This is a genomic window from Actinomyces sp. HMT897 (assembly GCF_016626125.1).
Taxonomy (GTDB): Bacteria; Actinomycetota; Actinomycetes; order Actinomycetales; family Actinomycetaceae; genus Actinomyces.
In genome coordinates, this window is the sequence record NZ_CP067336.1 from 2,720,010 (window position 1) to 2,746,322 (window position 26,313).

The 26,313-nt window shown below is 73.0% G+C and carries 20 protein-coding genes; 17 read left to right on the plus strand and 3 right to left on the minus strand.

The window, feature by feature from the left end; all coding sequences use genetic code 11:
- Positions 1-22: 22 nt before the first annotated feature.
- Both JJJ15_RS10500 and JJJ15_RS10505 read left to right on the plus strand, forming a co-directional pair.
- Positions 23-1,261, plus strand: a complete 1,239-nt coding sequence (locus JJJ15_RS10500) for a low temperature requirement protein A (protein ID WP_165271554.1) — start codon at positions 23-25, stop codon at positions 1,259-1,261.
- A 330-nt stretch (positions 1,262-1,591) separates the two neighbouring features.
- Entirely contained in the window at positions 1,592-2,407 is an 816-nt protein-coding gene (locus JJJ15_RS10505; RefSeq protein ID WP_106108607.1) for a nucleotidyltransferase domain-containing protein, read from the plus strand.
- An 81-nt stretch (positions 2,408-2,488) separates the two neighbouring features.
- On the opposite strand, the gene JJJ15_RS10510 is transcribed toward JJJ15_RS10505, so the two are convergent.
- Positions 2,489-2,704, minus strand: a complete 216-nt coding sequence (locus JJJ15_RS10510) for a DUF3107 domain-containing protein (protein WP_106108608.1) — start codon at positions 2,702-2,704, stop codon at positions 2,489-2,491.
- Positions 2,705-3,041: 337 nt separating this feature from the next.
- Between JJJ15_RS10510 and JJJ15_RS10515 the strand changes: the two genes are divergently transcribed.
- From JJJ15_RS10515 to JJJ15_RS10530, 3 genes are all read left to right on the plus strand, one after another.
- Entirely contained in the window at positions 3,042-6,767 is a 3,726-nt protein-coding gene (locus tag JJJ15_RS10515; RefSeq protein WP_200510700.1) for a PD-(D/E)XK nuclease family protein, read from the plus strand.
- On the plus strand, positions 6,764-10,513 hold the full coding sequence (locus JJJ15_RS10520) for an ATP-dependent DNA helicase (protein ID WP_246742035.1): 3,750 nt from the start codon (positions 6,764-6,766) through the stop codon (positions 10,511-10,513). The genes JJJ15_RS10515 and JJJ15_RS10520 overlap by 4 nt, the downstream gene beginning before the upstream one ends.
- Before the next feature lie 123 nt (positions 10,514-10,636).
- Positions 10,637-10,933, plus strand: coding sequence for a MerR family DNA-binding transcriptional regulator (locus tag JJJ15_RS10530; RefSeq protein WP_200510701.1), 297 nt, complete (start codon positions 10,637-10,639; stop codon positions 10,931-10,933).
- A gap of 302 nt (positions 10,934-11,235) precedes the next feature.
- Here JJJ15_RS10530 and JJJ15_RS10535 read toward each other — a convergent pair whose 3' ends face one another.
- Positions 11,236-12,450 carry a phosphotransferase gene (locus tag JJJ15_RS10535; protein ID WP_246742036.1) on the minus strand — a complete coding sequence of 405 codons (1,215 nt, stop codon included), beginning with the start codon at positions 12,448-12,450 and terminating at the stop codon, positions 11,236-11,238.
- Positions 12,451-12,693: 243 nt separating this feature from the next.
- Between JJJ15_RS10535 and JJJ15_RS10540 the strand changes: the two genes are divergently transcribed.
- The 7 genes from JJJ15_RS10540 to JJJ15_RS13275 all read left to right on the plus strand — a co-directional run bounded on the left by JJJ15_RS10540 (position 12,694) and on the right by JJJ15_RS13275 (position 17,811).
- Entirely contained in the window at positions 12,694-13,956 is a 1,263-nt protein-coding gene (locus tag JJJ15_RS10540; RefSeq protein WP_200510703.1) for an ATPase, T2SS/T4P/T4SS family, read from the plus strand.
- Positions 13,956-14,807: a type II secretion system F family protein gene (locus tag JJJ15_RS10545; protein WP_200510704.1), complete on the plus strand. Its 852-nt coding sequence runs from the start codon at positions 13,956-13,958 to the stop codon at positions 14,805-14,807. Before JJJ15_RS10540 ends, JJJ15_RS10545 begins: the two co-directional genes overlap by 1 nt.
- Positions 14,804-15,733: a type II secretion system F family protein gene (locus JJJ15_RS10550; RefSeq protein WP_200510705.1), complete on the plus strand. Its 930-nt coding sequence runs from the start codon at positions 14,804-14,806 to the stop codon at positions 15,731-15,733. Before JJJ15_RS10545 ends, JJJ15_RS10550 begins: the two co-directional genes overlap by 4 nt.
- 29 nt (positions 15,734-15,762) lie before the next feature.
- Complete coding sequence (locus JJJ15_RS10555; protein ID WP_200510706.1) at positions 15,763-15,951, plus strand: hypothetical protein; 189 nt, start codon at positions 15,763-15,765, stop codon at positions 15,949-15,951.
- Positions 15,952-16,141: 190 nt separating this feature from the next.
- On the plus strand, positions 16,142-16,552 hold the full coding sequence (locus tag JJJ15_RS10560) for a TadE/TadG family type IV pilus assembly protein (protein ID WP_246742037.1): 411 nt from the start codon (positions 16,142-16,144) through the stop codon (positions 16,550-16,552).
- Between the two features lie 140 nt (positions 16,553-16,692).
- Positions 16,693-17,067 (plus strand): peptidase T4, encoded by a 375-nt coding sequence (locus tag JJJ15_RS10565; RefSeq protein ID WP_200510707.1) that lies wholly within the window; start codon positions 16,693-16,695, stop codon positions 17,065-17,067.
- Between the two features lie 588 nt (positions 17,068-17,655).
- Positions 17,656-17,811, plus strand: coding sequence for a hypothetical protein (locus JJJ15_RS13275; RefSeq protein ID WP_246742038.1), 156 nt, complete (start codon positions 17,656-17,658; stop codon positions 17,809-17,811).
- 139 nt (positions 17,812-17,950) lie between these two features.
- Here JJJ15_RS13275 and JJJ15_RS10575 read toward each other — a convergent pair whose 3' ends face one another.
- The gene (locus JJJ15_RS10575; protein ID WP_200510708.1) at positions 17,951-18,298 is read right to left on the minus strand and encodes a hypothetical protein; all 348 of its coding nucleotides are present in this window, start codon (positions 18,296-18,298) and stop codon (positions 17,951-17,953) included.
- 72 nt (positions 18,299-18,370) lie between these two features.
- Here JJJ15_RS10575 and JJJ15_RS10580 point away from each other — a divergent pair, with 72 nt between their 5' ends.
- From JJJ15_RS10580 to JJJ15_RS10600, 5 genes are all read left to right on the plus strand, one after another.
- Complete coding sequence (locus tag JJJ15_RS10580; protein ID WP_200510709.1) at positions 18,371-19,282, plus strand: LysR family transcriptional regulator; 912 nt, start codon at positions 18,371-18,373, stop codon at positions 19,280-19,282.
- A gap of 237 nt (positions 19,283-19,519) precedes the next feature.
- Positions 19,520-20,641: a peptide chain release factor 2 gene (prfB, locus tag JJJ15_RS10585; protein WP_106108619.1), complete on the plus strand. Its 1,122-nt coding sequence runs from the start codon at positions 19,520-19,522 to the stop codon at positions 20,639-20,641.
- Between the two features lie 277 nt (positions 20,642-20,918).
- Positions 20,919-22,589 (plus strand): hypothetical protein, encoded by a 1,671-nt coding sequence (locus JJJ15_RS10590; RefSeq protein WP_200510710.1) that lies wholly within the window; start codon positions 20,919-20,921, stop codon positions 22,587-22,589.
- Between the two features lie 319 nt (positions 22,590-22,908).
- A complete protein-coding gene (gene ettA, locus JJJ15_RS10595; RefSeq protein ID WP_200510711.1) occupies positions 22,909-24,591 on the plus strand; it encodes an energy-dependent translational throttle protein EttA in 1,683 nt (560 codons plus the stop codon).
- A gap of 835 nt (positions 24,592-25,426) precedes the next feature.
- The gene (locus tag JJJ15_RS10600) at positions 25,427-26,179 is read left to right on the plus strand and encodes a hypothetical protein (protein WP_200510712.1); all 753 of its coding nucleotides are present in this window, start codon (positions 25,427-25,429) and stop codon (positions 26,177-26,179) included.
- The last annotated feature ends 134 nt before the right edge of the window (positions 26,180-26,313 follow it).

Below are 26,313 nucleotides of genomic sequence, written 5' to 3' on the forward strand. Positions count from 1 at the left end.
CCGACGGGAGAGGAGCCCCGCCTTGAGCCAGCCCAGCCGTGAGAACGACGACCCCGGGACCGCCGGCCGCACGCCGCCTGCCGGCTCCGCGCCCGCCCCGGCCCCCGCGCTGCCGCCCTCCGCCCACCAGGCGGTGACCTTCCTCGAGCTCTTCTTCGACCTGGTGTGGGTCTTCGCGATCTCCCAGCTCTCCGAGCACCTCCTGGAGCACCAGACGTGGCGCGGGGCGGGCCAGACCCTCGTCATGACCCTGGCCATGTTCGTCATCTGGTCCTTCACCGCCTACGAGTCCACCATGGTCCTGGCCCGCAAGGACGAGGCCCGCTGGGTCGTGCTGGCGGTCATGGCCGGGGGACTGGTGATGAACGCCTCGATCAGCGGCGCCTTCGAGGACGCCTCGTGGGCCTTCGTGGTTCCCCTGGTGCTCATCCAGGTGGGCCGCAGCGCCATGACCCGCACCCACGACGTCTACGCCTCGCTGCGCCGCCACCGCGTCTCCGTGATCATCTGGGCCGTCGTCTCCGCGGTGCCCTGGGGCCTGGGGGCCCTGGCCGAGCCGGAGCACCGTCTGCTCTGGTGGCTGGCTGCCGTGGTGATCGACGTCGTCGGCATGTGGAGCGTGCACCCCGTGCCCGGGCGCCACCACCGGGACTTCTCCGAGGTGCGCTTCGACGTCGAGCACCAGGTCGAGCGCTGCCGCCTGTTCCTCATTATCTGCCTGGGGGAGGGCGTGCTCACCACCGGGCGCTCCATCGCCGCGGACCCGCAGGACCCTGCGCGGCTGGCCGCGGGGCTGGCCGCGTTCGCGGTGCTCGTCGGCGTGTGGTACCTGTTCTTCGGCACGGGGACGGACGAGGTCGACGCCCGGCTCGTGGCCGAGCACGGCGAGCTGGCCATGGGCAGGCTGGCCACGAACGGTCAGCAGGTGCTGGTCATCGGGCTCATCGCCTTCGCGGTGAGCGCCGAGATCGTTGTCGCCGATCCCCACGAGCCGCTCACGGCGGCCGCCGCCGCCCTGCTGGCGGGTGGGATCGTCATCTGCCTGGTGGCCTTCTGGGGCTTCCTGGCGCTCCTGACCGGGCGCCGCCTCTGGCCGCCTCTGGCCGCGGGGGCCGCGGGGCTGGGTGGCGTCGTCGCCGTCTGCTGGGCGGCCGCCCTGCCCGGCGTGCTCGTCATGGCGGCCACGGCGGTCTGCCTGGCAGGTACCGGCATGTGGTACAAGCGTGACGCGGCTGACGCCATGCGCACAGTGGGTGCGTGAGAGCCTGCCCGAGGATCCGCCCGGCCTCCGCCCACTGTCTGCGACGCGATCGCCGCGCCCACGCCGCCTACCCGCTTCCCTCCCTGCCCGCCGTGCGGCTACCCGACGGCGGGCGGCGGGTCTCGGCCCCGGGGCGGCGGACGTCGGGGCCGGGGCGGCCGGGCGGTAGCTCCCTAGCGCGCCCGGCGGGGGCGAGGGCTAGGCGGCTAGGCAGCGGGGGCAGGCAGCGGGGCCTGAGCCGGGCGGCGATGCGGCCGGGCGCGCGGGCGGCGGGGGTCGTGCGATAATGTCGCCTGCCCCTCGCAGCAGTCAGACCCAGGAGGCGCTCCCGTGCCGTCCGACCCGTATCCCGCCGACCTGCGCTCCGCCAGTCCCGACGCCGTCGCCCACGCCGTCCGCCACGAGCTCGACCTCCTTGAGGAGGCCGAGGGGGCGCGGGTCCTGCTAGCCGTGGAGTCCGGCAGCCGGGCCTGGGGCTTTGAGTCCCCCGACTCCGACTTCGACGTCCGCCTCGTCTACGTCCGTCCCGTGGAGCACTACCTGCGCCTGGATCCGGTGCGTGACGTCCTGGAGTGGCGGCTCGACGAGGTCCTCGACGTCAGCGGCTGGGACCTGGACAAGTCCCTGCGCCTGGCGCGCGGGGCCAACCCCTCCTTCTTCGAGTGGCTCGCCTCCCCGGTCATCTACGACGAGGACCCCGCCTTCGCCGCCGTGCGCGACCTGGCCGCCGAGTGCTTCTCACCGGCCGCCTCCGCCCGCCACTACCTGAGCATGGCCACCGGCCAGCTCGTCGCCTGCCAGGGTGAGACGGTGCCCCTCAAGAAGTACCTGTACACGGTGCGCGCGCTCCTGGCCGCCCGCTGGGTGGTGGCCGAGCGCAGGCCCGCCCCCATGCGTCTCAAGGACCTGGTTGACGCCGGGCTCGAGGGCCCCGTACGCGGGCCCCTTAAGGACGTCCTGGCGGACAAGGCCGTCTCAGGGGAGCGTGACGGGCACCCGCGCGTCCCGGAGCTCGACGCCTGGCTGCAGACCACCCTCGCCGAGCTGACCGACGTCGTCGCCGACCTCGCGACCGCACCCAAGGTGCCCTGGGAACGTCTCAACGAGGTCTTCCTCGCCGTGGTGCGCTCCGCCCAGGCCGGGTGAGCCGGGGTAGCGCCCGGGCGGCCGGGGTACCACGAGCGGTAAGGACCTCAGGGCACCCGGGCGGCCCCTGCCGGCGCGGTCTCAGATGCCGAAGCCGACGCGCCGGGGCTCGGCCTCCCCGATCTCCACGTAGGCCAGTGAGCCCGCGGGCACGAAGACCTTGCGACCCTTGTCGTCGCTCAGGGTGATGTTGGCGGTGGCGGCGTTGGCCAGGGAGGAGAGGATCTCGTTCTGGGAGGCTGAGGTCTCCAGGGTGAGCTCGCGGGTGGAGTGCTTAATACCGAGGGTGACCTGCATGGGACGGGGCTCCTGTTCGTCGGGAGGGTGGACGGGCTGCCGCCGATCCTATGCCGTTTATACCCGGGTAGGGGATCTGGCCCCGCCTGACACGCGGTGGGCGAACCCGGCGGCCGTACGCAGCGGGTTGTGCTCGAGCGTGTACCGATCGGCATGGAGGTGGTCACGGCGGCCCGTACGTGCGGGTTGTGCGGGTGACCACGCAGTTAGGTGGGATCCGCAATGGTGCGGCCCCGGTCCGCCCCTGCCCGGTGCTGGCCCTGCACGGCCCCTGCCCGGTGCCGGTGGCCGTGGGGCCCGGCGGGGCGGGGTCGGCGCCCCGTGGTTCCATGGGCACATGACCCCCGACGCCGCCCCGCACGCCCCCCGGCTCCTGCCGGCCCTGCCCGTGCCCGGCCTGCCCGAGCCTGACGACTCCCAGGCCGTGGTCCTGGAGCACGTCCGGGCAGGCGGGAACCTGGTGGTCCTGGGCGCCCCCGGCACCGGGAAGACCAGCCTGGCCCTGCGCCTGCTGGTGCGTGCCGTCGATGAGGGCAGGGACGCCGTCCTGCTGACCCCCACGCGCGTGCGGGCCAGCGTCCTGCGTGGCCGGGCGGCCCACCTCCTGCGGGCCCGGGGTGTCCAGGGCGGTACCGTGCGTGTGCGCACCCCCGCGGCCCTGGCCCTGAGCGTCCTGACCACCTCCCTCACGCAGCGTCCCGCCCCCCTGCCCGCCCCCGTGCTGCTGGCCGGGGCGGAGGAGGACGCCGCCCTGGCCTCCCTTATCCGCCCCGAGGACTGGCCCGGTCTGCCGCCCGAGACCCTGACCTCCCGGGCCTTCCGCTCCCAGCTGCGCGACCTGCTGGCGCGCGCCGGGGAGCTGGGTGTGGGTGCCCAGGAGCTCGCCGCCCTGGGGCAGGATCTGGACGTGCCCGTCTGGGGGCCTGCCAGCGGGCTGCTGCGTCTGTGGGACGCCCAGGGTCGTCCCAGCGCCCGCAGGCGCGCCCAGACCCGGCGGATGGACACCGCCCGCCTCCAGGACCGTGCCCGGGAGGCCCTGGGCACCTGGGAGGCCGACGGCGTCATGGAACCGCGTCCCGTGCCCGACCTGGTCGTGGTGGACGACTACCAGGACTGCACCGCGGCCACCGCCCGCCTCCTGGGCACCCTGGCGGTCCCCGACGCCCTCGGGCACGCCGCCCAGGTCATCGTCCTGGGCAACCCGGACACCGCTGTCGAGACCTTCCGCGGGGGCACTCCCAGCCTGCTGTCGTCCGCCCAGGAGGGCGCCAGCCTGGGGGCCGCCCGCCTGGTCCTGGGCACCGTCCACCGTGGGGGTCCTGCCCTGGCGGAGGCCGTCGCGGCGCAGGCCGCCCGGGTCCCCGTGGTCGGGGCGACCGGGTACCGCCAGGCGCGGGCCGTCCAGGAGACCGTGGAGGAGAGCGTGGAGGAGCCGGGCGGGCCGGTGATCGGCGCCAGCGTGACGGACGCCGCCCCGGCGGGGCCCTCGGTCGTCCTGGCCTCCAGCCCCGCCCAGGAGGCCACCCACGTGGCGCGGATCCTGCGTGGCGAGCACATCCACCACGCCACGGGCTGGGACCAGATGGCCGTCATCGTCCGCAGCACCGCCCAGGCCCAGGCGGTGGCCCGCGACCTGCGCCGACGGGGGGTTCCCCTGGCGTCACGGACCCCCGCGGTCCTCCTGCGCACCGAGCCCGCCGCCCGCGCCCTGACAGAGGTGGTCCGGGCGGCCCTGGACGGGGACCTCGGTCAGGACGGCCAGATCCCCCTCCCGGAGGCCGTCCAGCTCCTCCTGACCGGTCCCCTCATTGGCCTGAGCCCTCTTGACCTGCGCAGGCTACGACGTCGGATCCGCGTCTGGGCGGAGGGGCCAGCTTCCCGGCTGGGGGAGCAGGCCGCGAGCGCCCAGGCCCAGGGTGCCCAGGCCCAGGGCACCCAGGCGGGAGGCGCCCGGTCGGGAGGCCGGCGGGGGGAGCTGGGCCCGGGTGCCGGGAGGGTCACGCTCCCGGGGCTCGTGGGCGACCTGGAGTCCGCCCGCCAGCTGGTGGAGGACCTGGGCCGGGAGTCGGTGGCCGCCCAGGCCGCCGACCTGCTGCGGGCCGCCCAGGTGGTGTCGGCGCTACGTGAGGTCCTGGGCTTGGGCTCCCCCCCTGCGGACGGTGCCCGGGGGCCGGAGGCGGGGGGGCGCTCTCCCGGTGGGGAGCTCCCGGACGACGTCGCGGCGAGGCACCCAGGAGCGCCCGGACAGGCCGACGGGCAGCGCCCCGACCCCACCGGGGGGTCCTCGGACGCCAGTACCCGGGCAGGAGGCCGTGGACGGGCCCCGCGTGACGTCGAGGCCCTCCTGTGGGCCGCCTGGGACGCCTCCGGGCGCGCCGAGGCCTGGCGGGCCCTGGCCCTGGATGAGGGTGGTGGACGCGGTCTCCTGGCTGAGGCCGCTGAGCACCACCTTGACGTGGTCACCGCTCTGTTCAAGCGGGCGGAGGTCTGGTCCGAGCGCTACCCCGGGGTGGACGGCGCCGTCTTCCTGGCCGAGCTGGACAGTGAGCTCGTCCCCTCCGACTCGGTGGCCCCCCAGGGGCGGCGCCCCGCCGGTGTGGCGGTCCTCACCCCGGCCGCTGCCGCCGGGGAGCAGTGGGAGGTCGTCGTGGTCATGGGCCTGGAGCGTGACGTCTGGCCCGACCTGCGCCTGCGCGACTCCCTGACCCGCTCGGGCCTGCTGGTGGACGCGGTGACCGGGCGCCTGCCCCTGCGCCCCGACGGCAGCCTGGACCCGGGGGCGGATCCGGCCTCCGCCCGCGCCCAGGTGCGTGGGGACGAGCGCCGTATGCTCGTGGCCGCCATGTCGCGGGCCTCACGCAGGCTCGTCCTGACGGCCACCTCCGACGTCGAGCACGCCCCCTCCTCCTTCCTCCTGGAGGTGGCCGCCAGCGCCGGGCTGCCTGTCACGGACGTCGACGGCGCCCCCCTGACCAGCCCGGACGCCGGTGACCTCACCCTGCGTGGGCTCGTGGGCGAGCTGCGTCAGGCGGCCGTACGCGGGGCCCTGGACAGCGCCACCCCCGCTGAGCGCGCCCGGGGGACGGCCGCCGTCACCCTCCTGGCCGACCTGGCCCGCAGGGGTGTCCCCGGCGCCTCGCCCACCACCTGGCTCGACGTGGCCGGCCCCACCTCCACCAGCCCCCTGACCGCCCTGGACCAGCGGGTGCGGGTGAGCCCCTCGGACGTGGAGAGCCTGTCCACCTGCCCCCTGCGCTGGTTCCTGTCCCGGCACGGGGGCGACCGGCCGGCCTCCGGGGCCCAGCACCTGGGCAGTCTCGTGCACGCCCTGGCCGAGCAGGCCGAGCGTGAGCACCTGCGGGGCCCGGCGCTGCGGGCCCGGGCCGAGGAGCTCCTGCCCGGGCTCGGCTACCCCCAGACCTGGCTGGGGCGGGTCCAGCAGCGCCGTGTCCGGGAGATGGTGGGGCGCCTGGACGCCTACCTGGCGGACTGTGACGCCCTGGGGGTCACTGCGCAGGTCGAGCTGCCCGTCAGGGCGGACACCGTCCTGGCTCCCGGGGACCTTAGCGAGGACCTGGGGGGCTACCTGGAGGACCTCCTGGCGCTCACGGGGGCGGGCGCGGGTCTGCGCCTGCGGATCGCAGGGCGTGTTGACCGCCTGGAGCGCCGGGCGGACGGCAGCGTGCGCGTCATCGACCTCAAGACCGGGCGCCTGGTACCCTCCTCGCCCGAGCGCCACCCCCAGCTGGCCACCTACCGGCTGGCCCTGGAGGCCCTGGGGCGGGTGGTGGGTGGCGGGGCCCTGGTCCTGCTGGGCAAGGAGCCGGGCAGGCGCTCCGGGGAGGGCTACGTGCTGGCCCCCGCCGGGGGGGCCCTGGATCCCAGTCCCGTACAGGACCCGGACACCGGTGAGAGCCAGCCCTGGGCCCAGGACCTCCTGGCCGCCGCCGCCCTGGGGAGCCTGGGGCCCCTCTACGAGGCCCGCAGCGGTGACCACTGCCGCAACTGCGCCGTCAAGGACTCCTGCCCCGTGCGCAGCGAGGGAAAGCGGGTGACCCAGTGAGCCCTCTGAGCCCCACCCACCTGGCCCGGGCCCTGGGCGTCCACGTCCCCACCGCCGAGCAGGCCGCCGTCATCGCCCACCCGCTGGCGCCCCTGCTGGTGGTGGCCGGGGCCGGCTCGGGCAAGACCGCCACCATGGCGCAGCGGGTCGTCTACCTGGTGGCCACCGGCCAGGTCCGTCCCGACCAGGTGCTGGGCCTGACCTTCACCCGCAAGGCCACCGCCGAGCTGGACGAGCGCGTGTCCTCCCGCCTGGAGGCCCTGGCCCGTGCGGGCCTGGTGGATCCGCAGGTGGCCGACGGCGCCCCCACCATCGCCACCTACAACTCCTTCGCCGGCACCCTGGTGCGTGACCACGGGCTGCTCATTGGCGTCGACCCCGACACCACCCTCATCACCCAGGCGCGCAGCTGGCAGATCGTCGAGACGCTCCTGCGTGAGCGCACCGCGCCCCTGCCCGAGGAAGGCCTGGAGCACAACACCACCGCGGTCCTGCTGCTGTCCGACGCCCTGAGCCAGAACCTCCTGAGCGCCGACCAGGCCGCCGAGGACCTGGAGGACCTGGCCGGGCTCCTGGAGGACCTGGCCGGTGTCAGGGGCTGCAAGACCCTCATCGGCCGGGGCCCGGCCGCCATGCGCGAGTGGCTCGAGCTGCTGGACGTGGTGCGGGCCCTGACGCAGTACAAGCGCTCCCACGGCCTGCTCGACTTCGGCGACCAGATCGCCCTGGCCTGCCGGGTCGCCCAGGAGGTCCCGGAGGCCGTCGCCCAGGTCCGCGCCCAGTACCCGGCGATCCTCCTGGACGAGTTCCAGGACACCTCCGTGGCCCAGATCCGTCTGCTGTCCGCGCTCTTCGCCGACTCGGGGGTCACCGCCGTGGGGGACCCGCACCAGGCCATCTACGGGTGGCGGGGGGCCAGCGCCGCCGCCCTGGACACCTTCCACGCGCGCTTCAACCCCACCGGGAGCGCCGCCGTGGCCACCGGCGCGCAGGCGGCGCAGGCGGCTCCCGTCCTCCAGCTGTCCACCTCCTGGCGCAACGACGCCGCCGTCCTGGAGGCTGCCAACGTGGTCTCCTCCCCGCTGCGCCACCCCCAGACCCTGCCCGGGGACCCGCCCGGGGAGCACATTGCCGTGGCCGAGCTCACGCCTCGCCCGCGTCACCTGGGGCTGGCTCAGGGCGCCGTCCACGCGGCCTTCCTCCAGGACCCGCTCGAGGAGGCCCAGCACGTGGCCCGGTTCCTGGCCGAGCGCTGGGGCCCCGGCGCCCGCATGGCGGTCCTGACCCGCACCCGCGCCCAGATGGCCCCCGTGGCCGCCGAGCTGGAGGCCCAGGGCCTGCCCTATGTCGTCGTGGGCCTGGGGGGCATGCTCAGCGTCCCCGAGGTGGAGGACGTCCGCTCCCTCCTGGTCCTGGCCGCCGACCCCGAGCGGGGCGACCGGCTCATGCGCCTGCTCACCGAGCAGGATCTGGGGGCCAGCGACCTGGCTGCCCTGGCCGCCCTGGCCCGGGAGGTCACCCGCGCCCCCGGGGAGACCCCCGTGGGGCCGACCGACGCCCTACCAGGAGGACAGGTCACCCTCGCCCCCGGGGAGACCGGCCCCCAAGGGCCTGACGGCAGCCAGGGGCCCCAGAGGCCCGACGGCTCCCAGGGGCCCGACGCCGACCCTCAGCCTGACGTCCCCCTCCTGGTCGAGGCCCTGGAGACCGTGCTGCGCTGGGAGGAGGCCGGTGAGCCCGGGCAGGTCGTGGGCCTGAGCGAGGCCGGGCGTCGCGTGGCCCTGCGCACCGCCCGCGCCCTGCGTCGGGTCCGCGCGAGCCTGACCCTGCCCGTCCCCGAGCTCGTGGTGGTGGCTGAGCAGGCCCTGGACCTGGATCTGGAGATCGCCGCCCGGGTGGGCAACCCCCTGGGGCACCGTGCCCTGGACGCCTTCCAGGACACCGCCGCCAGGTACGTCGCCGACGCCCAGGATCCCACCCTGAGCGGGTTCCTGGAGTGGCTGGACCTGGCGCAGGCGCGCGAGGACGGCCTGGCCGCCCCCGAGACCGAGCCCGTCCCCGGGGCCGTCCAGATCCTGACCGTCCACGCCGCCAAGGGCCTGGAGTGGGACGTGGTGGCCGTCCCGGGCCTCAACGAGCAGGTCTTCCCCTCCTACCGCTCCAGGATCCAGCCCGGGCGCCACGTGGTGGAGACCGGCTGGATGGCCAGCACCTCCGTCTTCCCCTACCCGCTGCGGGCCGACGCCCAGGATCTGCCGCCCTTCACCGTGGGGGAGCTGGACCCGGGTGCCGGTAAGGAGCTCGTGACGGACACGGTCCTGGCCTACCGCACCGCCCTGGGACGCCAGGTCGTGCGCGAGGAGAGGCGCCTGGCCTACGTGGCCCTCACCCGCGCCCGCCACGAGCTGCTCCTGACCGGCTCGCACCTGGCCAAGTCCGCCACCAGGCCGCGGCCCGCCTCCCGGTTCCTCGACGAGCTGCGCCGTCGGGACCTCCTGCGCCCCTACGGGCGCGGCTGGGTCGACTACGACCCGGACCGGCCCAACCCCCTGGCCTCGCAGCACCACAGCGGCACCTGGCCCCTGGGGGCCCCGCCGGACCACCTGCCCGGCGTGGACGGCCGCGCCGTCGAGGCGCTGCGCAGGGCAGGGGGCCCCCAGGCGCGGGGGATACGTGGCGGTGGTCTCAGTGACGACGGCGTCGCTGACCGCCGCGGCTCCGTCCAGGCGGCCCGGCGTCAGGCCGCCCGCGCCGTCGCCGCCGCCATGGCGGCGGGAGCAGACGGGGGCGCCGGGGCCAACGGGGCCAGGGCCCCGGGACCGGGCTCGCCTGCTCAGGGCGCGCCCGCCACCCCGGGAGCGCCCGCCGTCCCGGGTGCTCCGGACGCTTCGGGCGCGACCAGGCCGTCCCCCGCCCCGGGTGGCCCGGTAGCCGGCTCCGCCCCGGCCGACCCGGCCCCGTCCTGCTCGGAGGCCCTCCCGGCCCCGTCCGGCCCTGTCCCGTGCGGGGCCCCGGCCAGCTCGGGTCCGTACGGCCCGGGGTCCTACGACCCCGCCCCGGCCGACCCGGTGGTTCGGCGCTGGTACCTGGAGGCCGAGCTGCTGCTGGCCGAGCGGGAGCAGGCCCGTCGGGCCGTGCCCGAGCTGCACCTGCCCGCCCACCTGGCGGCTACCCGGCTGGACGACCTGCGCACCGACCCCGAGCGCTTCGCCCTGGACCTGCGCCGCCCCCTGCCTGCCCGGCCGCGGGCCTCCGGGCGCCTGGGGACGGTCTTCCACGAGGCCGTCGCCCAGCGCCTGAGCGCCCACGCGGCCCTCATGAGCCTGGAGGAGGCCGGGGTCCCCGACTCGGTGCCGCCCGCCGACCGCCGGAGGATCGAGCGCTGGCTGGAGGTGGCCGAGCACCTGCCCCTGCTGGCCCCCTACCGCCTCTACGACACCGAGGTCGACCGTGAGCTGACGGTGGGGGGCACCACCCTGCGCTGCCGCATGGACGCCGTCTTTAAGGGGGCGGACTCCACCTGGCTCATTGTGGACTGGAAGACGGGGCGTCTGCGGGTGCCGGTGGACCAGCTCAGCGTCTACGTCCACGCCTGGGCCGCCTCCCAGGGGGTGCCCACCGGGGCGGTGCGCGCCGCCTACGTCTACGTCAGCGCCCCCGGCGGCCTGGTCGAGGAGCTGAGCCCCGCCGACCTGCTGCCCCTGGAGGCCATTACCCGCCTCCTGGCCCCCTCCACCCGCCCCTGACATCGTGAGAACGGTACTTGTTCCTCGCGAGAACGGTACTTGTTCGTCGTGAGAACGGGGCACCCGGGTACGACCCGTCCCGGCCCTTGACCCTGACACTGTGGCAGGTAGGAGGGTGGGCCCATGACCACACCGGCACCCGCCCCGCCCCCGCGGTGGAGCATCGGCCAGTTCTCCCGGATGACGCGCCTGAGCGCCAGGCGGCTGAGGCACTACGACGCCGTCGGCCTGCTCAGGCCCGCCTACATCGACCCCTTCACGGGCTACCGGTACTACTCCGACCCTGAACTTCACCAGGCCATGGGGGAGCGGGGGCTGAAGAGCACCAGGCCCAGCTTCGAGCGCTACCTCGTGGGGCCGGCCCGCACCTCCGACCAGTCCGCCTGGCGCACCGAGGTCTGCTTCCCCGTCGTCGCCTGAGGGAGCAAGGGATCCGGTTGGTGAGCCGGGGCGGACCGCCTCCCGGCCGCCTGAGGGCCCGGAGGCCTCCCCGGATCCGGCTGGTGCCAGGGGACCGCTCCTGGGCGCTGGCAATGGGGTGGGGGTGGGGCCGCGTACTGAAGGGGTGGGGCTGCGTACCGTCGGGCACGAAGACGGCCCCGTAGGAAGTCGGTCGGTGAGGGGAACCTCGCTGTTCCGCACCTGTGGTCGTGCGTCTGACGGTGACCGGTCGCCTCGGGTGCCCGGGGCAGCTGGCGGAGGGCCTCAGTGCCCGGTGAGTCCTAGTGCCCGGTACGTCCTGCCGTCAGGTCCTCGCTCCGCACCAGGTGCAGCGTGGGCCCGGACCCGCGGCCCCTGTCCTGGTCCTGGCGCCCCGCCCCGGGCGGGTCGACGGCGCGCGCCGGGCGCCTCCCGCCCTCCCTGCCCTCCTCCACCTGGACCATGGCGACCTCGGCGGTGACCTGGTCCGGCTCGGCGTGCTCCTTCTCCCCGGGTACCGGGGCCAGGCGCGGGGAGGAGTGCTCCACCAGGGGCTCGGCGCCCACCTGGTCGTCCAGGTCCTGGAGCATGGCGATGGCGTCGTCGATAATGTCGTCGTCCTCCGAGCGCACCCCGTGCATGAGCCAGCGCGCCAGGCTCAGCTCGCTGACCAGCTCGGCGCGGTGGCGCAGGTGCTTGTCCGAGCCCTCACGGCGGGCCACGTCGTAGGCGTCCTCGATCGAGTCCAGGCAGTCCACGGGCGCGGCGGAGTATACCCAGGCCATGTCCTCGGCCGGATCGCCCACGTGCGCCTGGGACAGGCCCCGCAGGGCGACCACGGCGCCGCCGGCTGTCAGCACGTTCTCCTCCGCCAGGTCCCCGTGGACCACCACGGGGCGGAAGCGCCACAGCGCCGTGTCCTTCAGGGTGTTCTCCCAGCGCACCAGCAGCGTGGGCGGGACGTGTCCGGTGCCCCGGGCCTCCTCCACCAGGGTCAGCCAGCGCCGGCGCACGTCCTCGGCGTCGTAGACGGGCAGGCCGGCCTCGGAGACGACCGTGGTGGGCAGCTCGTGGAGCTCGCCCAGCGCCCGCCCCAGCCCGGCCGAGAGCCCCGGGCCGGGGTGGAGTGCGTCCACGGAGATAGGGCGGCCCTCCAGGTGGGAGCGGACCTGCACGTACGTCGTGCTGCCGCGCAGCACCCCGCCGGGGCGGGCCACGTCGAAGCTGAGGTGGCCGTTGTCGACCTGCCAGCCCATGCGGCGCAGGACCTCCGCCTCGGCCTCCAGGGCGGCACCGGTGACGTCGTCGCTGGTCTCCAGGACCTCCCAGTGGCGCCCCTGGGTGTCGATGAGGCCGGTGACCTCCAGGTCCTTGGAGTGCTCCTGAGGCAGGGCGAGCCTGGCGGGGTCAAGCCCCGGCACCGCGACCGCGGCAAGAGCCGCCAGGCGCAGCATGGTGGCCCGGTGCGAGCTCGACCCAGCCTTGGGGTCGGGCTGGTCAGGGGTGGAGGAAGACATACCACCACCGTAGGCGAAGGACGGCCTGACGTCGTAGCTGCCGCGCGGACAGGCCCTGCTCGACGTCGTTTCTCCACAATCTGAGACAAACTGCTGGCGTCCGGCGCCTCCCATGATCTAAGATGCTCAGGTGCGCTTGCTCACCGTTGAGCGGTCTCTGTATTGCTCATCCCAGTTCGGACTCCGGACCCTGAACAACCTCACACCCTGTTCCCATCCTCTTCTCAGACCCAGCGAGGCCCCATGGACGCGGTCACCGTGCTGCACACAGAGATCCGGGAGCTGGTACGCCGCCGCGGCGTCGACCCGCTCACCGAGCCCGAGGTGCTGAGCGCCCTCGTGGACGAGGCCCGCGCCGACTACCTCTCCCGGGCCGACGCCGGGCTCGTCCCCCCGCTCACCGACCCCGAGGCCGCCAGCGCCTACGTCCTGGACTCCCTGGCGGGGCTCGGACCGCTCCAGCCCTACCTGGAGGACGAGTCGGTCGAGGAGATCTGGGTGAACTCCGCCAGCCGCGTGTTCGTGGCCCGCTCCGGGCGCCCCGAGCTGACCACCACCATCCTGGAGGACGAGGACCTGCGCGTCCTGGTGGAGCGCATGCTGCGCTCCACCGGGCGCCGCCTGGACCTGGCCAGCCCCTTCGTGGACGCCCAGCTCCCCGGCGGGGAGAGACTCCACGTGGTCATCCCGCCCATTACCGCCGGGACCTGGGCGGTCAACATCCGTAAGCACACCGCCCGGGCCACCCGCACCAGCGACCTGGTGTCCCTGGGCTCCCTGACCGCCCAGGCCGCCGCCTTCCTCGACGCCGCCGTCGCCTCGGGCCTGAACATCCTGGTCTCGGGGGCCACCCAGGCCGGCAAGACCACCCTGGTGCGGGCCCTGGCCGGGGCCATCCCCGCCGGGCAGCGCGTCATCACCTGCGAGGAGGTCTTCGAGCTGGCCCTGCGCAACCGTGACTGCGTGGCCATGCAGACCCGCTCGGCCAACCTGGAGGGGGTCGGGGAGATCACCCTGCGGCGCCTGGTCAAGGAGGCCCTGCGCATGCGCCCCGACCGCCTCCTCATCGGGGAGGTGCGGGAGGCCGAGGCCCTGGACCTGCTCATCGCCATGAACTCCGGCCTGCCGGCCATGTCCACTCTCCACGCCAACTCCGCCCGGGAGGCCGTCACCAAGATCTGCACCCTGCCGCTGCTGGCCGGGGAGAACATCTCCCCGCACTTCGTGGTCCCCACCGTGGCCAGCGCCATCGACCTGGTGGTCCACCTCGACCTGGACGTCTCCGGGCACCGCACCGTGCGGGAGGTGGCCGCCCTGTCCGGGCGCGTGGAGAACGGCGTGGTGGAGATAACCGACGTCTTCCACCGTGACGAGCGTGACCGCCTGGTGCGCGGTCCCGGCGCCCCCCACGACCCCCGGCGCTTCGCCCGCGCCGGCTACGACCTGCCCACCCTGCTGGCGCCGCCCGCACCCCGCCCGGCGTCGCTGGCCCGGGAGTGGTTCTAGTGGGCGCCCTGTCCGGCCTCATGGGAGGCATCGGCCTGGTCCTGGTGTGGATGGCCTGCACCAGCGAGCCGCCCCGGTGGCGCTCGGAGCGCTCCCGGCGCCTGTCCGACCTCCTGGTCCAGGCGGGGGTGGGGCGTACCAGCCCAGCGGTGTTCGTGGTCGGCAGCCTCGTCCTGGGACTGGTGGTGCTCCTGGTCTTCCTAGGGGTCTCGCGGGCCTGGCCCATTGCGGTGGCCTTCGGCGTCATCGCCCTGGCCGCCCCCTACGCCCTGGTCTCCGCCCGGGCCCGCGCCCGCCGCACCCGGTTGCGCGAGATCTGGCCCGAGACCGTGGACACCCTGGTCTCCGGGGTCCGTGCGGGCATGAGCCTGCCCGAGGCGCTGGGCAACCTGGGGGCGCGCGGCCCCGAGGCGGTGCGCGCCGAGTTCACCGCCTTCTCCGTGGACTACGCCTCCACCGCCCGCTTCGACACCTGCCTGGACCGGCTCAAGGCGCGCTTCGCCGACCCGGTGGCCGACCGCATTGTGGAGGCGCTGCGCCTGGCCCACGAGGTCGGCGGCACCGACCTGACGGTCCTGCTGCGCAACCTGGCCCGGATGCTGCGTGAGGACATGCGCACCCGCGGGGAGCTGGAGGCCCGCCAGTCCTGGACCGTCAACGGCGCCCGGGTGGCCGTGGCCGCCCCCTGGCTGGTCCTGGCCCTGCTGTCCACCCGTCCCGAGGCGGCCAGGGCCTACGCCACCGCCGCCGGCGCCACGGTCCTGGGGGCCGGGGCGCTGGCCAGTGTGGTGGCCTACCGCCTCATGCTGCGCCTGGGGCGGCTTCCCGAGGAGGAGAGGATTCTCAGATGAGCCCAGTCACCGCTGGCGCGCTCGCGGCCCTGTCCGCGGTCCTGGGGGTACTCCTCCTGGTCTCGGTCTACCGAGGGCGGCGCCCTGGCCTGGTCGAGCGGGTGGCCCCCTACGTCCACCAGCGTCAGGTCACCTCCACGCTCCTGACGGCGGCCCCGGTGGCGGACGGGCACACCGTCTCCTCCCGCCTCCTGTCGCTGCTCCTGGGCGGGGGCCACCTGCTGGAGGCCATCGGCTCCTCGTCGGCCTCGGTCCGACGGCGTCTGGCACGCACAGGATCGTCCCTGGGCTACGACGAGTTCCGCCTCCAGCAGGTCCTGACCGCGGGGGCGGCTCTGGGCCTGACCGCGGCGGCGGGCCTGGCCCTGTCCCTGGTGCACGAGGTGTCCTTCCCCGCCCTGGTCCTGGCCTGCCTCCTGGCGGCGCTGGGGGGTGCGGCCGCCAGGGACTGGTGGCTGAGCCGGACGGTGGAGCGGCGTCGCAGCCGGATCGAGGCCCAGCTGCCCGACGTCGTCGAGCTCCTGGCCCTGGTGGTCGGTGCGGGTCAGGGGCCGGTGGCCGCGATCGAGCGGGTGGTGGCCCTGGGCCGGGGGGACCTCGTCGACGAGCTGGCCCTGACCCTGGCCGACGTGCGCAGCGGCACGGTGCTGACCACCGCCCTGGTCCACTTGGAGGACCGGGTCGCCTCCCTGCACGTCACCCGCCTGTCCGAGGCGATCGCGGTGGCCCTGGAGCGTGGCACCCCGCTCGCGGAGGTCCTGCGCGCCCAGGCGGCGGACGCCCGTGAGGCCTCCCGGCGCGCCCTCATGGAGGAGGGCGGGAAGCGGGAGATCGCCCAGATGGTGCCCGTGGTCTTCCTGGTCCTGCCCGTCACCGTCCTGTTCGCCCTCTTCCCGGGCCTGTTCGTCCTCAGGCTCGGAGTCTGACCGTGCTCAGCTATGACTAAGGAGATGCCATGACCACTATCACTGCCCGTTTGCGCGCCCTTGTCGCCGACCTGCGTCAGGAGCGCGGCGACGTCCCCGGCTGGGTGCTCGTCACCCTCATGACCGCGGGCCTCGTGGTCACCCTGTGGGCGGTGGCCGGCCCGGCCCTCACCCAGGTCTTCCAGACCGCCATCTCCAAGGTCACCGGTGCTATCTGAGGGCTGGCGGCCGCCTACGGGGCGGGGCCACGTGGGCGGCCCCCGGCTCGTGGTAGGCGGTGGGGAGGGCGTGCCGGTGCCTGCGCGGCGCCTGCGCCTCCCTGCTCGGCACCCGTCCGGTCGACGCCGGGCGGCCCGGCACCTGGCGGCCCGGCGCCTGCCACGTCGCCCGCCGGGTAGCCCGGGCCGGGTGCGGGGCCAGCTGGGGGAGGAGTCCGGCTCCGCCGTCGTGGACTTCGTCCTGGTGGGGGTCCTGGTGGTGGTCGTCTCGGTGGCCCTGCTCCAGCTGGTGCTGGGCCTCCACGTGCGCAACGTGCTGACCGACGCCGCCGGGGAGGGGGCCCGTCGCGCCGCCCTGGTGGGTGGTACCAGCGCGGAGGCCGAGGCGCGGGTACGGGCGCTGGTCGGTGCCGCCCTGGCCGACGACTACGTCGACTCGGTGTCGGTGACCCGTACCCAGGTCCAGGGCGTGGCCGTGGTCGAGGTCGAGGTGGGGGCGCCCCTGCCGGTCCTGGGACTGCTGGGACCCCGGGGCACGCTGACGGTGACCGGTCACGCCGTGGACGAGGCGGCCCTGACGGGCAAGGCCCCCGCACCATGAGGCGCCCCGGTCAGGCAGGTGGTCCGCGGCCAGCAGGTGGCCTGCGGCCTGCACCCGGTCCACGGCCTGCACCTGAGGGGCCCCGCGCCCTCCTGCCCGGCAGGTCGCGCAAGGCCCTGCGCGAGGAGGGCAGTGCCCCGGTGGAGTTCATCGGCTGGGCGCTCCTGCTGGTGGTCCCCGTGGTCTACCTGGTCGTGGCCCTGGCCCAGGTCCAGGCGGCCTCCTTCGCCGTGGCCCAGGCCGCCGACGCCGCCAGCCGGATCCTGGAGGTCGACGCCAGCCCCCAGGCCCAGGAGCGCGCCCGGTTCGCCGTCGCGCTGGCCCTGGCCGACCAGCACGTGCCCGCCCAGGAGGCACTGACGGTCCAGTGCGCCCCGGCGGGGTGCGCCCACGGCGTCGTGGTACGGGTCGAGGTGGGGGTCGACCTGCCCCTGCTGTCCGGGATCGGGCGGCAGGCCGTACGGGTGGACACCACCCGCAGCGTCGACCTGGCCCAGTACGGGGGCGGCTCGTGAGGCCTCCGGCGCGCGGCCGGGCGGGGGTCCCGGCGCACCGGGAGGCGAGCCCGGCCCGTGCCGATGAGCGCCGGGGCGTGCAGGGGGTCCCGGCGCACCGGGAGGTGGGACGTGCCGTCCAGGTGGAGCCGGTCAGGGGGCCGGGCGTACGCCCGGTGCCGGAGGCTGTGCGCCGTCGCCGGGTGGTAGGCACCTGGTGGGCCGGCCTCCGGCGCCTGGGGGCGGTGCGGTGGCGACGGCGGGGCGGGCGGGTGGCTCCTGTCGGGCCCGCGCAGCGCCTGGCGGGCGAGGAGGGACAGGTCCTCCTCCTGGGGGTCGGGACGGTCGCCCTGGTGGCGGCCCTCCTGCTGGTGGTGGCGACCGCCACCTCGGTCTACCTGGATCTCAAGCACCTGACCTCGTTGGCGGACTCCGCCGCCGCGGCGGCCGCCGACTCGGTGGACTACTCCTCCTACTACCTACTACGGCAGCGGGGTCAGCCCGGGTGCCCCCGGGGCTCTGACCGACCAGGTCGTTATCGAGACGGCCCAGGAGGACCTGGGCTCCCAGCTCCGGGCGCAGGACGGTCGTGCCGGCGGCCTGAGCGACGTGCGTATTAGCCAGGCCTACGCCCAGGACGCGGGTACCGCCGTCGTCACCCTGACGGCCCGCTCCCAGCCGCCCTTCCTGCCCTGGGGGATCCTGCCCTCGGGGGGCTTCACCCTCACGGCCACCGGCTCGGCCGCCGTCACCAGCCGGCCGTGAGCCGGGGCGGCCAGCAGACTGGCACCGTCGCGAGAACGGTACTTATTGCTCGCGAGAACGGTACTTGTTCTTCGTGAGAACGGTACTTATTGCTCGCGAGAACGGTACCGTCGGCCCACTGCGAGGGGAGGGGCCGGGGCTAGGCGGCCTCGGTGAGCTCCTTGCGCGCCAGGTGGTGGTGGGGCAGGACCCGCTGGCGCAGGGCGGTGCCGCGGCGTCGGGCCACCTCGGCGATGTAGCGCCGTTTGACGGTCAGGAGGATGTTGACCCCCACCGCCACGTAGAAGGCGTTGGCAATGACGCTGGGCCAGGCGCCGGTGGCGGCGCAGTTGATGATCAGCAGGACCGATCCGGTGAGGTTGAGGAACTGGTAGCGCAGCGAGTCGCCGGCCAACGTGCCCTTGGAGACCAGGAAGTAGGCCACCAGGAGCTCGGTCGCGCCGATCCAGCCGCCAATGGCGACCAGGGAGGTCAGGATGCCGTTCACGGGATCCAGTGTGGGGCCCGGTGGAGTGAAGAGCAATTGTATCTTGCTCAATAGGGGATGTAGTTTTCCTTCATGAACCTCTCGCCCCACCGCATGGCCGTCCTGCTGGCGGTGCAGCGCTCGGGGGGCGTGGTGGCCGCCGCGGACCTGCTGCACATTAGCCCCTCCGCCGTGTCCCAGCAGGTCAGGGCCCTGGAGCGGGAGAGCGGGGCCCGGCTGCTGGACCGTACCCCCACCGGGGCGGTCCTGACCCCGGCGGGCAGGGTGCTGACCGCGGCCGCTGAGCGCATTGAGGACGAGCTCGCCGCCGCCACCCGGGAGCTGGTCGCCCTGGACGGCTCCACCCCCACCGGGCTGGTGCGGGTGGGCTCCTTCGCCACCGCCGTGCGCGCCCTCCTGCTGCCCCTCATGGCCTGCCTCCAGGACGACCACCCGGGCCTGGAGATGGTGGTCGAGGAGGTCGAGGAGCGTTCCGCCCTGACCCGGCTGCGTCGCGGTGAGCTCGACCTCGTCCTGCTGGAGCGCGACGAGCGCACGCCCGCCGCCGCCGCGCGGGGCACCACGGACGTGCCCCTGCTGGACGAGTCCTGGATCGTGGTGGTCCCGCCCGGGCAGAGCGCCCCCACCAGCCTGGCCGAGCTGGTCCGGGCCTCCTGGATCGACCTGGAGCCGGACACCGCCGGCGCCTTCGCCCTCCTGCGTCTCTCACGCCAGCTCGGCACCCCCCTGACCCTGCGGCACGTGGGCTACGACTACGACGTCGTCCTGGCCATGGTGGCCCAGGGCCTGGGGTACGCCCTGCTGCCCGAGCTCGCCGTGCGCGGGGGCCACGTGCCCGACGGCGTCGGCGTCGTCCGGCTGCCCGGCCTGGGCACCCGCCAGCTCGTCGTGCGCCACCGCTCCAGCCGTAGTGAGCCCAGCCCGGCCACGCGCGCGGTCCTGACCGAGCTGCTGGCGGTCGCCTCCAGCCTCGACCTGGGCTGAGGAGCCGACCCGGGCGCGAGCGAGGCTCCCGCGCCGTCCGCCCGCCTCAGGGGCACCCCAGGTACCCGGGCGCGGGCAGCGAGGCCGGCACACAGGGGAAGGGGGCCGTCCCGTACCCTCGGGACCCGGGGTGGGGCGGGCGCGGTAGCAATGGGACACGGGCCGCCCCGTACCCTCGGGAGCCGCGCAACCACGCGGATCCGTGGGACGGGCCCACCCTGCCGTAGACTGCCGCCCGTGGCCACTGACTTTCCTGCTGAGATCGAGCGACTCCGACACACCTACGCCTCCATTGCCGCCGTAAGCGATCCGCAGGTCCTGCGCGCACGCATTGCCGAGCTCTCCGAGCAGGCCGCTGCCCCCAACCTCTGGGACGACCCGGAGGCGGCCCAGGTGGTCACCTCCGCCCTGTCCCACACCCAGGCCGAGCTGAGTCGCGTGGAGACCCTGGGCTCACGCATTGACGACCTGGAGACCATGCTGGAGCTGGCCGCGATGGAGGAGGGCGAGGAGGCCGCCGCCATCCTGGCCGAGGCCGAGACCGACCTGGCCGCCGTCTCCAAGGACGTCTCCGAGCTGGAGATCCGCACCCTGCTGAGCGGGGAGTACGACCCGCGCGACGCCGTCGTCACCATCCGCTCCGGCGCCGGGGGTGTGGACGCCGCGGACTTCGCCGAGATGCTCCTGCGCATGTACCTGCGGTGGGCCGAGCGCCACGGCCACCCCGTCAAGGTCCTCAACACCTCCTATGCCGAGGAGGCGGGCCTGAAGTCCGTGACCTTCGAGGTCCACGCCCCCTACGCCTACGGTACGCTGAGCGTGGAGGGTGGCACCCACCGCCTGGTGCGCATCAGCCCCTTTGACAACCAGGGTCGCCGCCAGACCTCCTTCGCGGCCGTGGAGGTCATCCCGCTCATTGAGTCCACCGACCACATTGACGTCCCCGAGTCGGACATCCGCGTGGACGTCTTCCGGTCCTCGGGCCCGGGGGGGCAGAGCGTCAACACCACCGACTCCGCCGTGCGTATCACCCACATCCCCACCGGCCTGGTGGTCTCCATGCAGGACGAGAAGTCCCAGATCCAGAACCGAGCCGCCGCCATGCGCGTGCTCCAGTCGCGCCTGCTGCTGCTCAAGCAGCAGGAGGAGGACGCCAAGAAGAAGGAGCTGGCCGGGGACGTCAAGGCCTCCTGGGGCGACCAGATGCGCTCCTACGTGCTCAACCCCTACCAGATGGTCAAGGACCTGCGCACCGGCTACGAGGTGGGCAACCCCGACTCGGTGTTCGACGGCGACATTGACGGCTTTATTGACGCCGGCATCCGCTGGCGCAGGCAGCAGGAGCGCGCCGGGGCCTGAGTGCGTGCCCGCACCCGCGGGCCTGGCCCGTCGCACGTCGTCCGACGGTAAGGCGTCGTCCAGGTACCCGCGCCCCGCGCACGCCAGGCTCACCCCCTCGTGGGCCTGGCCCGTCATGCGGCCCCCTCCGGCTCCAGGCCGACGACGCCCGGCAACCCCTCGCAGGCCGTCACCTGGCAGGCCCATGGGCCTGCGGGCTGGCCTGAGGGGGAGCCGGAGGTGTCGGGGTGTACCATCGCCTGGTGCGGGCTGGCGGCGTGTTTATGAGGAGGTCCCGGTGCCAGAGGACAAGGACGAGGACGCCACCAGGCGGGCGCCAGCGAACGAGGACGTGCTGCCAGCGCTGGTGCTGGTGGAGCCCGGTATCGCGCTCCTTCTGGGTGACCGACCGGCGGAGGACTTCGCTGACTGCGGTATTCACCTCCTGGAGGAGCGGGAGCGGGATAAATGGTCTGAGCTGTTGAACGTAATGTCACTCGCCTCAGGTGGTGCGAATGCTATCGCCCAGGGGACGAGGGCCGCGCTCAGCGTCCAGGGGCTGGTGAGGCTCGCGCCGGAGACCGTGGCCGCCCTCGAGGGCGGCATGACGCCCCTGACGTCAGGCGGCTGGAACCTCGGGTCGCTTACCACCGGGGGGAGGATAGCCGCACAGGTGCGCTGGCTGCCCGCGACAGGCGCGCAGGCCGCACTGACGCTGTCATCCGTCACCCCTGCGCTGGCGCTGTGCGCCATGGGGTTTCAGCTCATGTCGATCTCAAAGCGGGTGGACAAGAGCATTGCCGTCATTGAGGAGCTAGAGGAGAACCTGCGTCAGGAGCGGCTGCGGGAGTGCCGCAGCATGTGTGTCGAGGTTCGTAATACCGTCACCGAGGCTTACTCGTTCCGCTCCGTGGACAGTAAGATGTACAAAAAGCTCGACGACATGCTGCGGCACCTCAGGTCCGAGCGGGACGCATGCCTCGACGCCGTCTCGAAGCATTACGCCAGGACGGAGGACCTGCAGTCGGGCAGAAGGTACGTGCTCGAGCGGCAGGACGAGATCTACAAGGACATCTGTCTCTTGGTGGCGGTGCAGGAGGCGAAGTACAGGGCCGACATGCTGTGCTGCGCTCACGTGGCACAGGAGGGCAAGACGGACGAGCACGTCAGGAGGCTTGAGACGAGGCTAGGGAACGCAGAGGACGAGAACGGCAGGGCGGCGGCAGATATTCAGGACGTTCTTTACGGGCTGGGGCGTCGTGTCGGCCTAATGACCGAGCTTCCGGACAAGAGCCACCCTAAGCACGGCAGCAAAAATGACGCTGATATCGTGCTCGAGAACCTGCTGAGCGGCATCGAGAGGGTAATGGGTGATATAGGTGGGGCGAGGTTCCCGGACCTCCCTGGCGCCCAGGTCGTGTCGGGGGAGGAGAATGACAGGAGCCACGAGCGCAGGGTGCTGCGGTGGATCCTTGAGCGGGACGAGAGGCTGTGGGTCATGTCGCCGGTCAGGAAGGTGACCGCGGACAGCCCTCTGGGCGTAGTGTCAGGGGTGGTGCAGTGGGTGGCGGACGCGACCGACAGGTCCGGTATTGTCGTGGTCACGTCGAAGCGTGTTCTTTTCTGGGGGTCTCGGAACAAACTGGTGGTCAAGGGGTCCCTCGACCACGAGGTCCCTCTCGCTGACGTACGCTACATGCGTCTCACGGAGGAGGGAGACACCCTGGAGCTCGAAGTACTCACCGGGAACCGCGGCAACGACCTCCGCCTGTCATTCAGCAGCAGCGACCGTGAGGCCGCGACGCGCATTGCTGACATCCTTGCTACCGTCATGCACATTCCTGACAGTGAGGTCAAGGAGGATCCTCTTGTGGTCGAGGCGAACGAGGAGCTCCAGAAGGTCGAGGCGGCGCCGCGTACGAGCCTGGTCACCGCCAGCCGGCGACGGGGGCCTGCTGAGGGCGTGTAGCCGAGATTGTGCCGCCTGTCCCCGGTAAGGGACCTCTGGCGGGAGGTGTCCCGGAGCCGCGGCCCCAGGCGCGGCCCGCGTTTAGCGCCCGGCTCAATTAGCTGTCACCGTGGTCTGCCCCTGGCGGGTGGCCCGTGTACCCGGCGATACAGGCGCGGCCCGCGTGCACGGCCTCACGTCCGCGTCCTTCGCCATCGCCCGCCCGCTCCCCTAGGCTTGGGCCCGGTGCGCGCGGGACCGGACGGACGGCCGGGTACGGCGTCGGCGGTCTCGCCGCGCAGGCATCCACCACTCACCCCACGAAAGGCACGGCGAAGCAGTGGCTGAGTACATCTACCAGATGGTCAAGGCGCGCAAGGCCCACGGCGACAAGGTCATCCTCGACGACGTCACCATGGCCTTCCTGCCCGGCGCCAAGATCGGCATGGTCGGCCCCAACGGCGCCGGCAAGTCCTCCATCCTCAAGATCATGGCCGGCATTGACCAGCCCTCCAACGGCGAGGCCCGCCTGAGCCCCGGCTACAGCGTCGGCATCCTCCTCCAGGAGCCACCCCTTAATGAGGACAAGACGGTGCTCGGCAACGTCGAGGAGGGCGTGGCCGCGATCAAGTCCAAGCTGGACCGCTTCAACGAGATCTCCGCCCTCATGGCCGAGCCCGACGCCGACTTCGACACCCTCCTGGCCGAGATGGGCACCCTCCAGGACGCCCTGGACGCCGCGGGCGCCTGGGACCTGGACTCCCAGCTGGAGCAGGCCATGGACGCCCTGCGCTGCCCCCCGCCGGACGCCCAGGTGGCGCACCTCTCCGGTGGTGAGCGCCGCCGCGTCGCCCTGTGCAAGCTGCTCCTCCAGGCCCCCGACCTGCTCCTGCTGGACGAGCCCACCAACCACCTCGACGCCGAGAGCGTCCTGTGGCTGGAGCAGCACCTGGCCAGCTACAAGGGCGCCGTCATCGCCGTCACCCACGACCGCTACTTCCTGGACCACGTGGCCCAGTGGATCGCCGAGGTCGACCGCGGCCACCTCTACCCCTACGAGGGCAACTACTCCACCTACCTGGAGACCAAGGAGAAGCGCCTGGAGGTCCAGGGCAAGAAGGACGCCAAGCTCGCCAAGCGCCTCAAGGAGGAGCTGGAGTGGGTGCGCTCCTCGGCCAAGGGCCGTCAGGCCAAGTCCAAGGCCCGTCTGGCCCGCTACGAGGAGATGGCCGCCGAGGCCGAGCGCACCCGCAAGCTCGACTTTGAGGAGATCCAGATTCCGCCCGGCCCGCGCCTGGGGAACACGGTGCTCGAGGCCAGCCACCTGCGCAAGGGATTTGACGGGCGCACCCTTGTTGACGACTTGTCCTTCACTCTGCCGCGCAACGGTATTGTCGGCGTCGTCGGCCCCAATGGCGTGGGTAAGACCACCCTGTTCAAGACCATTGTGGGCCTGGAGGAGCTCGACGGCGGCGTCCTCAAGGTCGGCCAGACCGTCAAGCTGTCCTACGTGGACCAGACCCGCGCCGGGATCGACCCCAGGAAGACCCTGTGGGAGGTCGTCTCCGACGGCCTGGACTACATTAAGGTCGGCAACGTGGAGATGCCCTCACGCGCCTACGTGGCCTCCTTCGGCTTCAAGGGCGCCGACCAGCAGAAGCCCGCCGGGGTGCTCTCCGGCGGGGAGCGCAACCGCCTCAACCTGGCCCTGACCCTCAAGCAGGGCGGCAACCTCATCCTCCTGGACGAGCCCACCAACGACCTGGACGTGGAGACCCTGGGCTCCCTGGAGAAGGCGCTCCTGGAGTTCCCCGGCTGCGCCGTGGTCATTACCCACGACCGCTGGTTCCTGGACCGCGTGGCCACCCACATCCTGGCCTGGGAGGGCACGGAGGAGAACCCGGCCAGCTGGTACTGGTTCGAGGGCAACTTCGCCTCCTACGAGGAGAACAAGGTCAAGCGCCTGGGTGCCGAGGCCGCCCGCCCCCACCGCGTCACCTACCGCAAGCTCACACGCGATTGAGCCGAAGGCCAAGACCGCTCGCGGTCTTGGCTGAGGCGATTGAGCGTGTTGGAGGCGGAGCCGAGCACACGCGATTGAGCCGAAGGCCAAGGCCGCTCGCGGTCTTGGCTGAGGCGATTGAGCGTGTTGGAGGCGGAGCCGAGCACGCGCCGATTGAGCCGAAGGCCAAGGCCGCTCGCGGTCTTGGCTGAGGCGATTGAGCGTGTTGGAGGCCGCAGGCTGAACACACGTCGATTGAGCCGAGTGAAGCCGCGAGCGGCCCTGGACGGCCGCAGGCCGTAGCCGGGGACTGGTGGCGGGCAGGCCCCTGCCCCCGGCCCTGCCCGCGCTCTTACGCGGGTGGGGCGCCGGTCGCCCCGCCCCTGCCGGGGCGGCCACCCGCCGCGGTGGCAGGCGGGTGATCCCCTGGTCTTCGCATACGTCATGCGTCGTCTATACTTTTAGCCAAAGTACAGATATGGACGTAAGGTTTTGATCATGCTGGGTGGTGCCCTGATGCTACCGAATAGGTGCCCCCGATCGACAGGTCATGACTCATAGCCGCGGACCCGGGCCGTGTCCATAACGATGCCAAACTATAACAAATGTGAAGAGCGCAATGACCGCAGATCGGGGAAGATAGGTAGGTCGGGACACAACCGTTGAAAGGAGTCCCCATGCCCGCCCGTCTCACCTACCGTGGACCTGCCTCACCCCCGCCAGGCGGCCCGCCCGCTGGCGTGGCAGCTCGACCAGCAGATCAAGCAGCCGCACCTCCACCAGGCGGCCCGCCCTCCGGGGCGCTGACCCGGCCTGGGCCCAGCCGTTGCGTGGCGCGTACGCCGAGGGGCCGCTCATGAGGCCCCGGACGCAGCAGGACCAGGGCGTACGTCCTACCAGGCCCTGGACGCGCAGGCAGCAGCTACGCCTCGCCGCCGCCAGGACCGACCGGGGAAGGTACCACCTTGAGGCCATGATCCAGGTGCGGAACAGCAAGAGGATCTGCGACCGTGCCGGGGAGCTCCTGGGGCAGCTGGCAGGGTGGATGCGGGTCATGAGCGCGTCGGACGACCTTAATGACCTGGCTGACAGGTCTGTTGACCTGATCCTGGAGGCCAGGTGGTACATGGGGCACGTCGCGACGGTCAACGACAGGACGCTGCTCGGCGCCAGGAGGATGACGGTCAGGCGGGCCGTGGGGGCGCTGTGCCGTTCGGAGGCGGCTTACGCGGGCCTGGACCTTGAGGGCGACTTGCCTAACCTGACTGAGCTGACGAAACTCATCGGGGAGCTCCCAGCGGCCATGTTCATAATGGCGCTCCGGGACATGGTGTACTCCGCGGCGAGGGTCGCGCCTCGTGGATCCCAGATCGTCGTCGAGGCGCCTGTCGACAATGAGCAGATCGAGCTGAACGTGTTCTTCTATGTCGATGAGGGCCACACGGTTGACAGGCCGTCCCGGCTCCTCCAGAGCGATACGCGCCTGATCTATCTTGGTCGCGCCCTGGAACGTATCGGGGGGAGCCTGGAGTACGCGGACTTCAATGAGCAGAAGTTCCTCGACGTGGTGTTCCCGCGTGATGCTGACGACTCCCCGGTGACGCCCTGACGGTCCTTGCCCCGGCAGGGGCCAGGGCGCAGGCGCCTGTCGCACGGCGGGCGCCTGACGGGCACACTGCTCGTCCGGCTGCCGGTAGTCGGCCTCTCACCACCCGTCAGGGTGGTGCCCCCAGAGGATCGGGG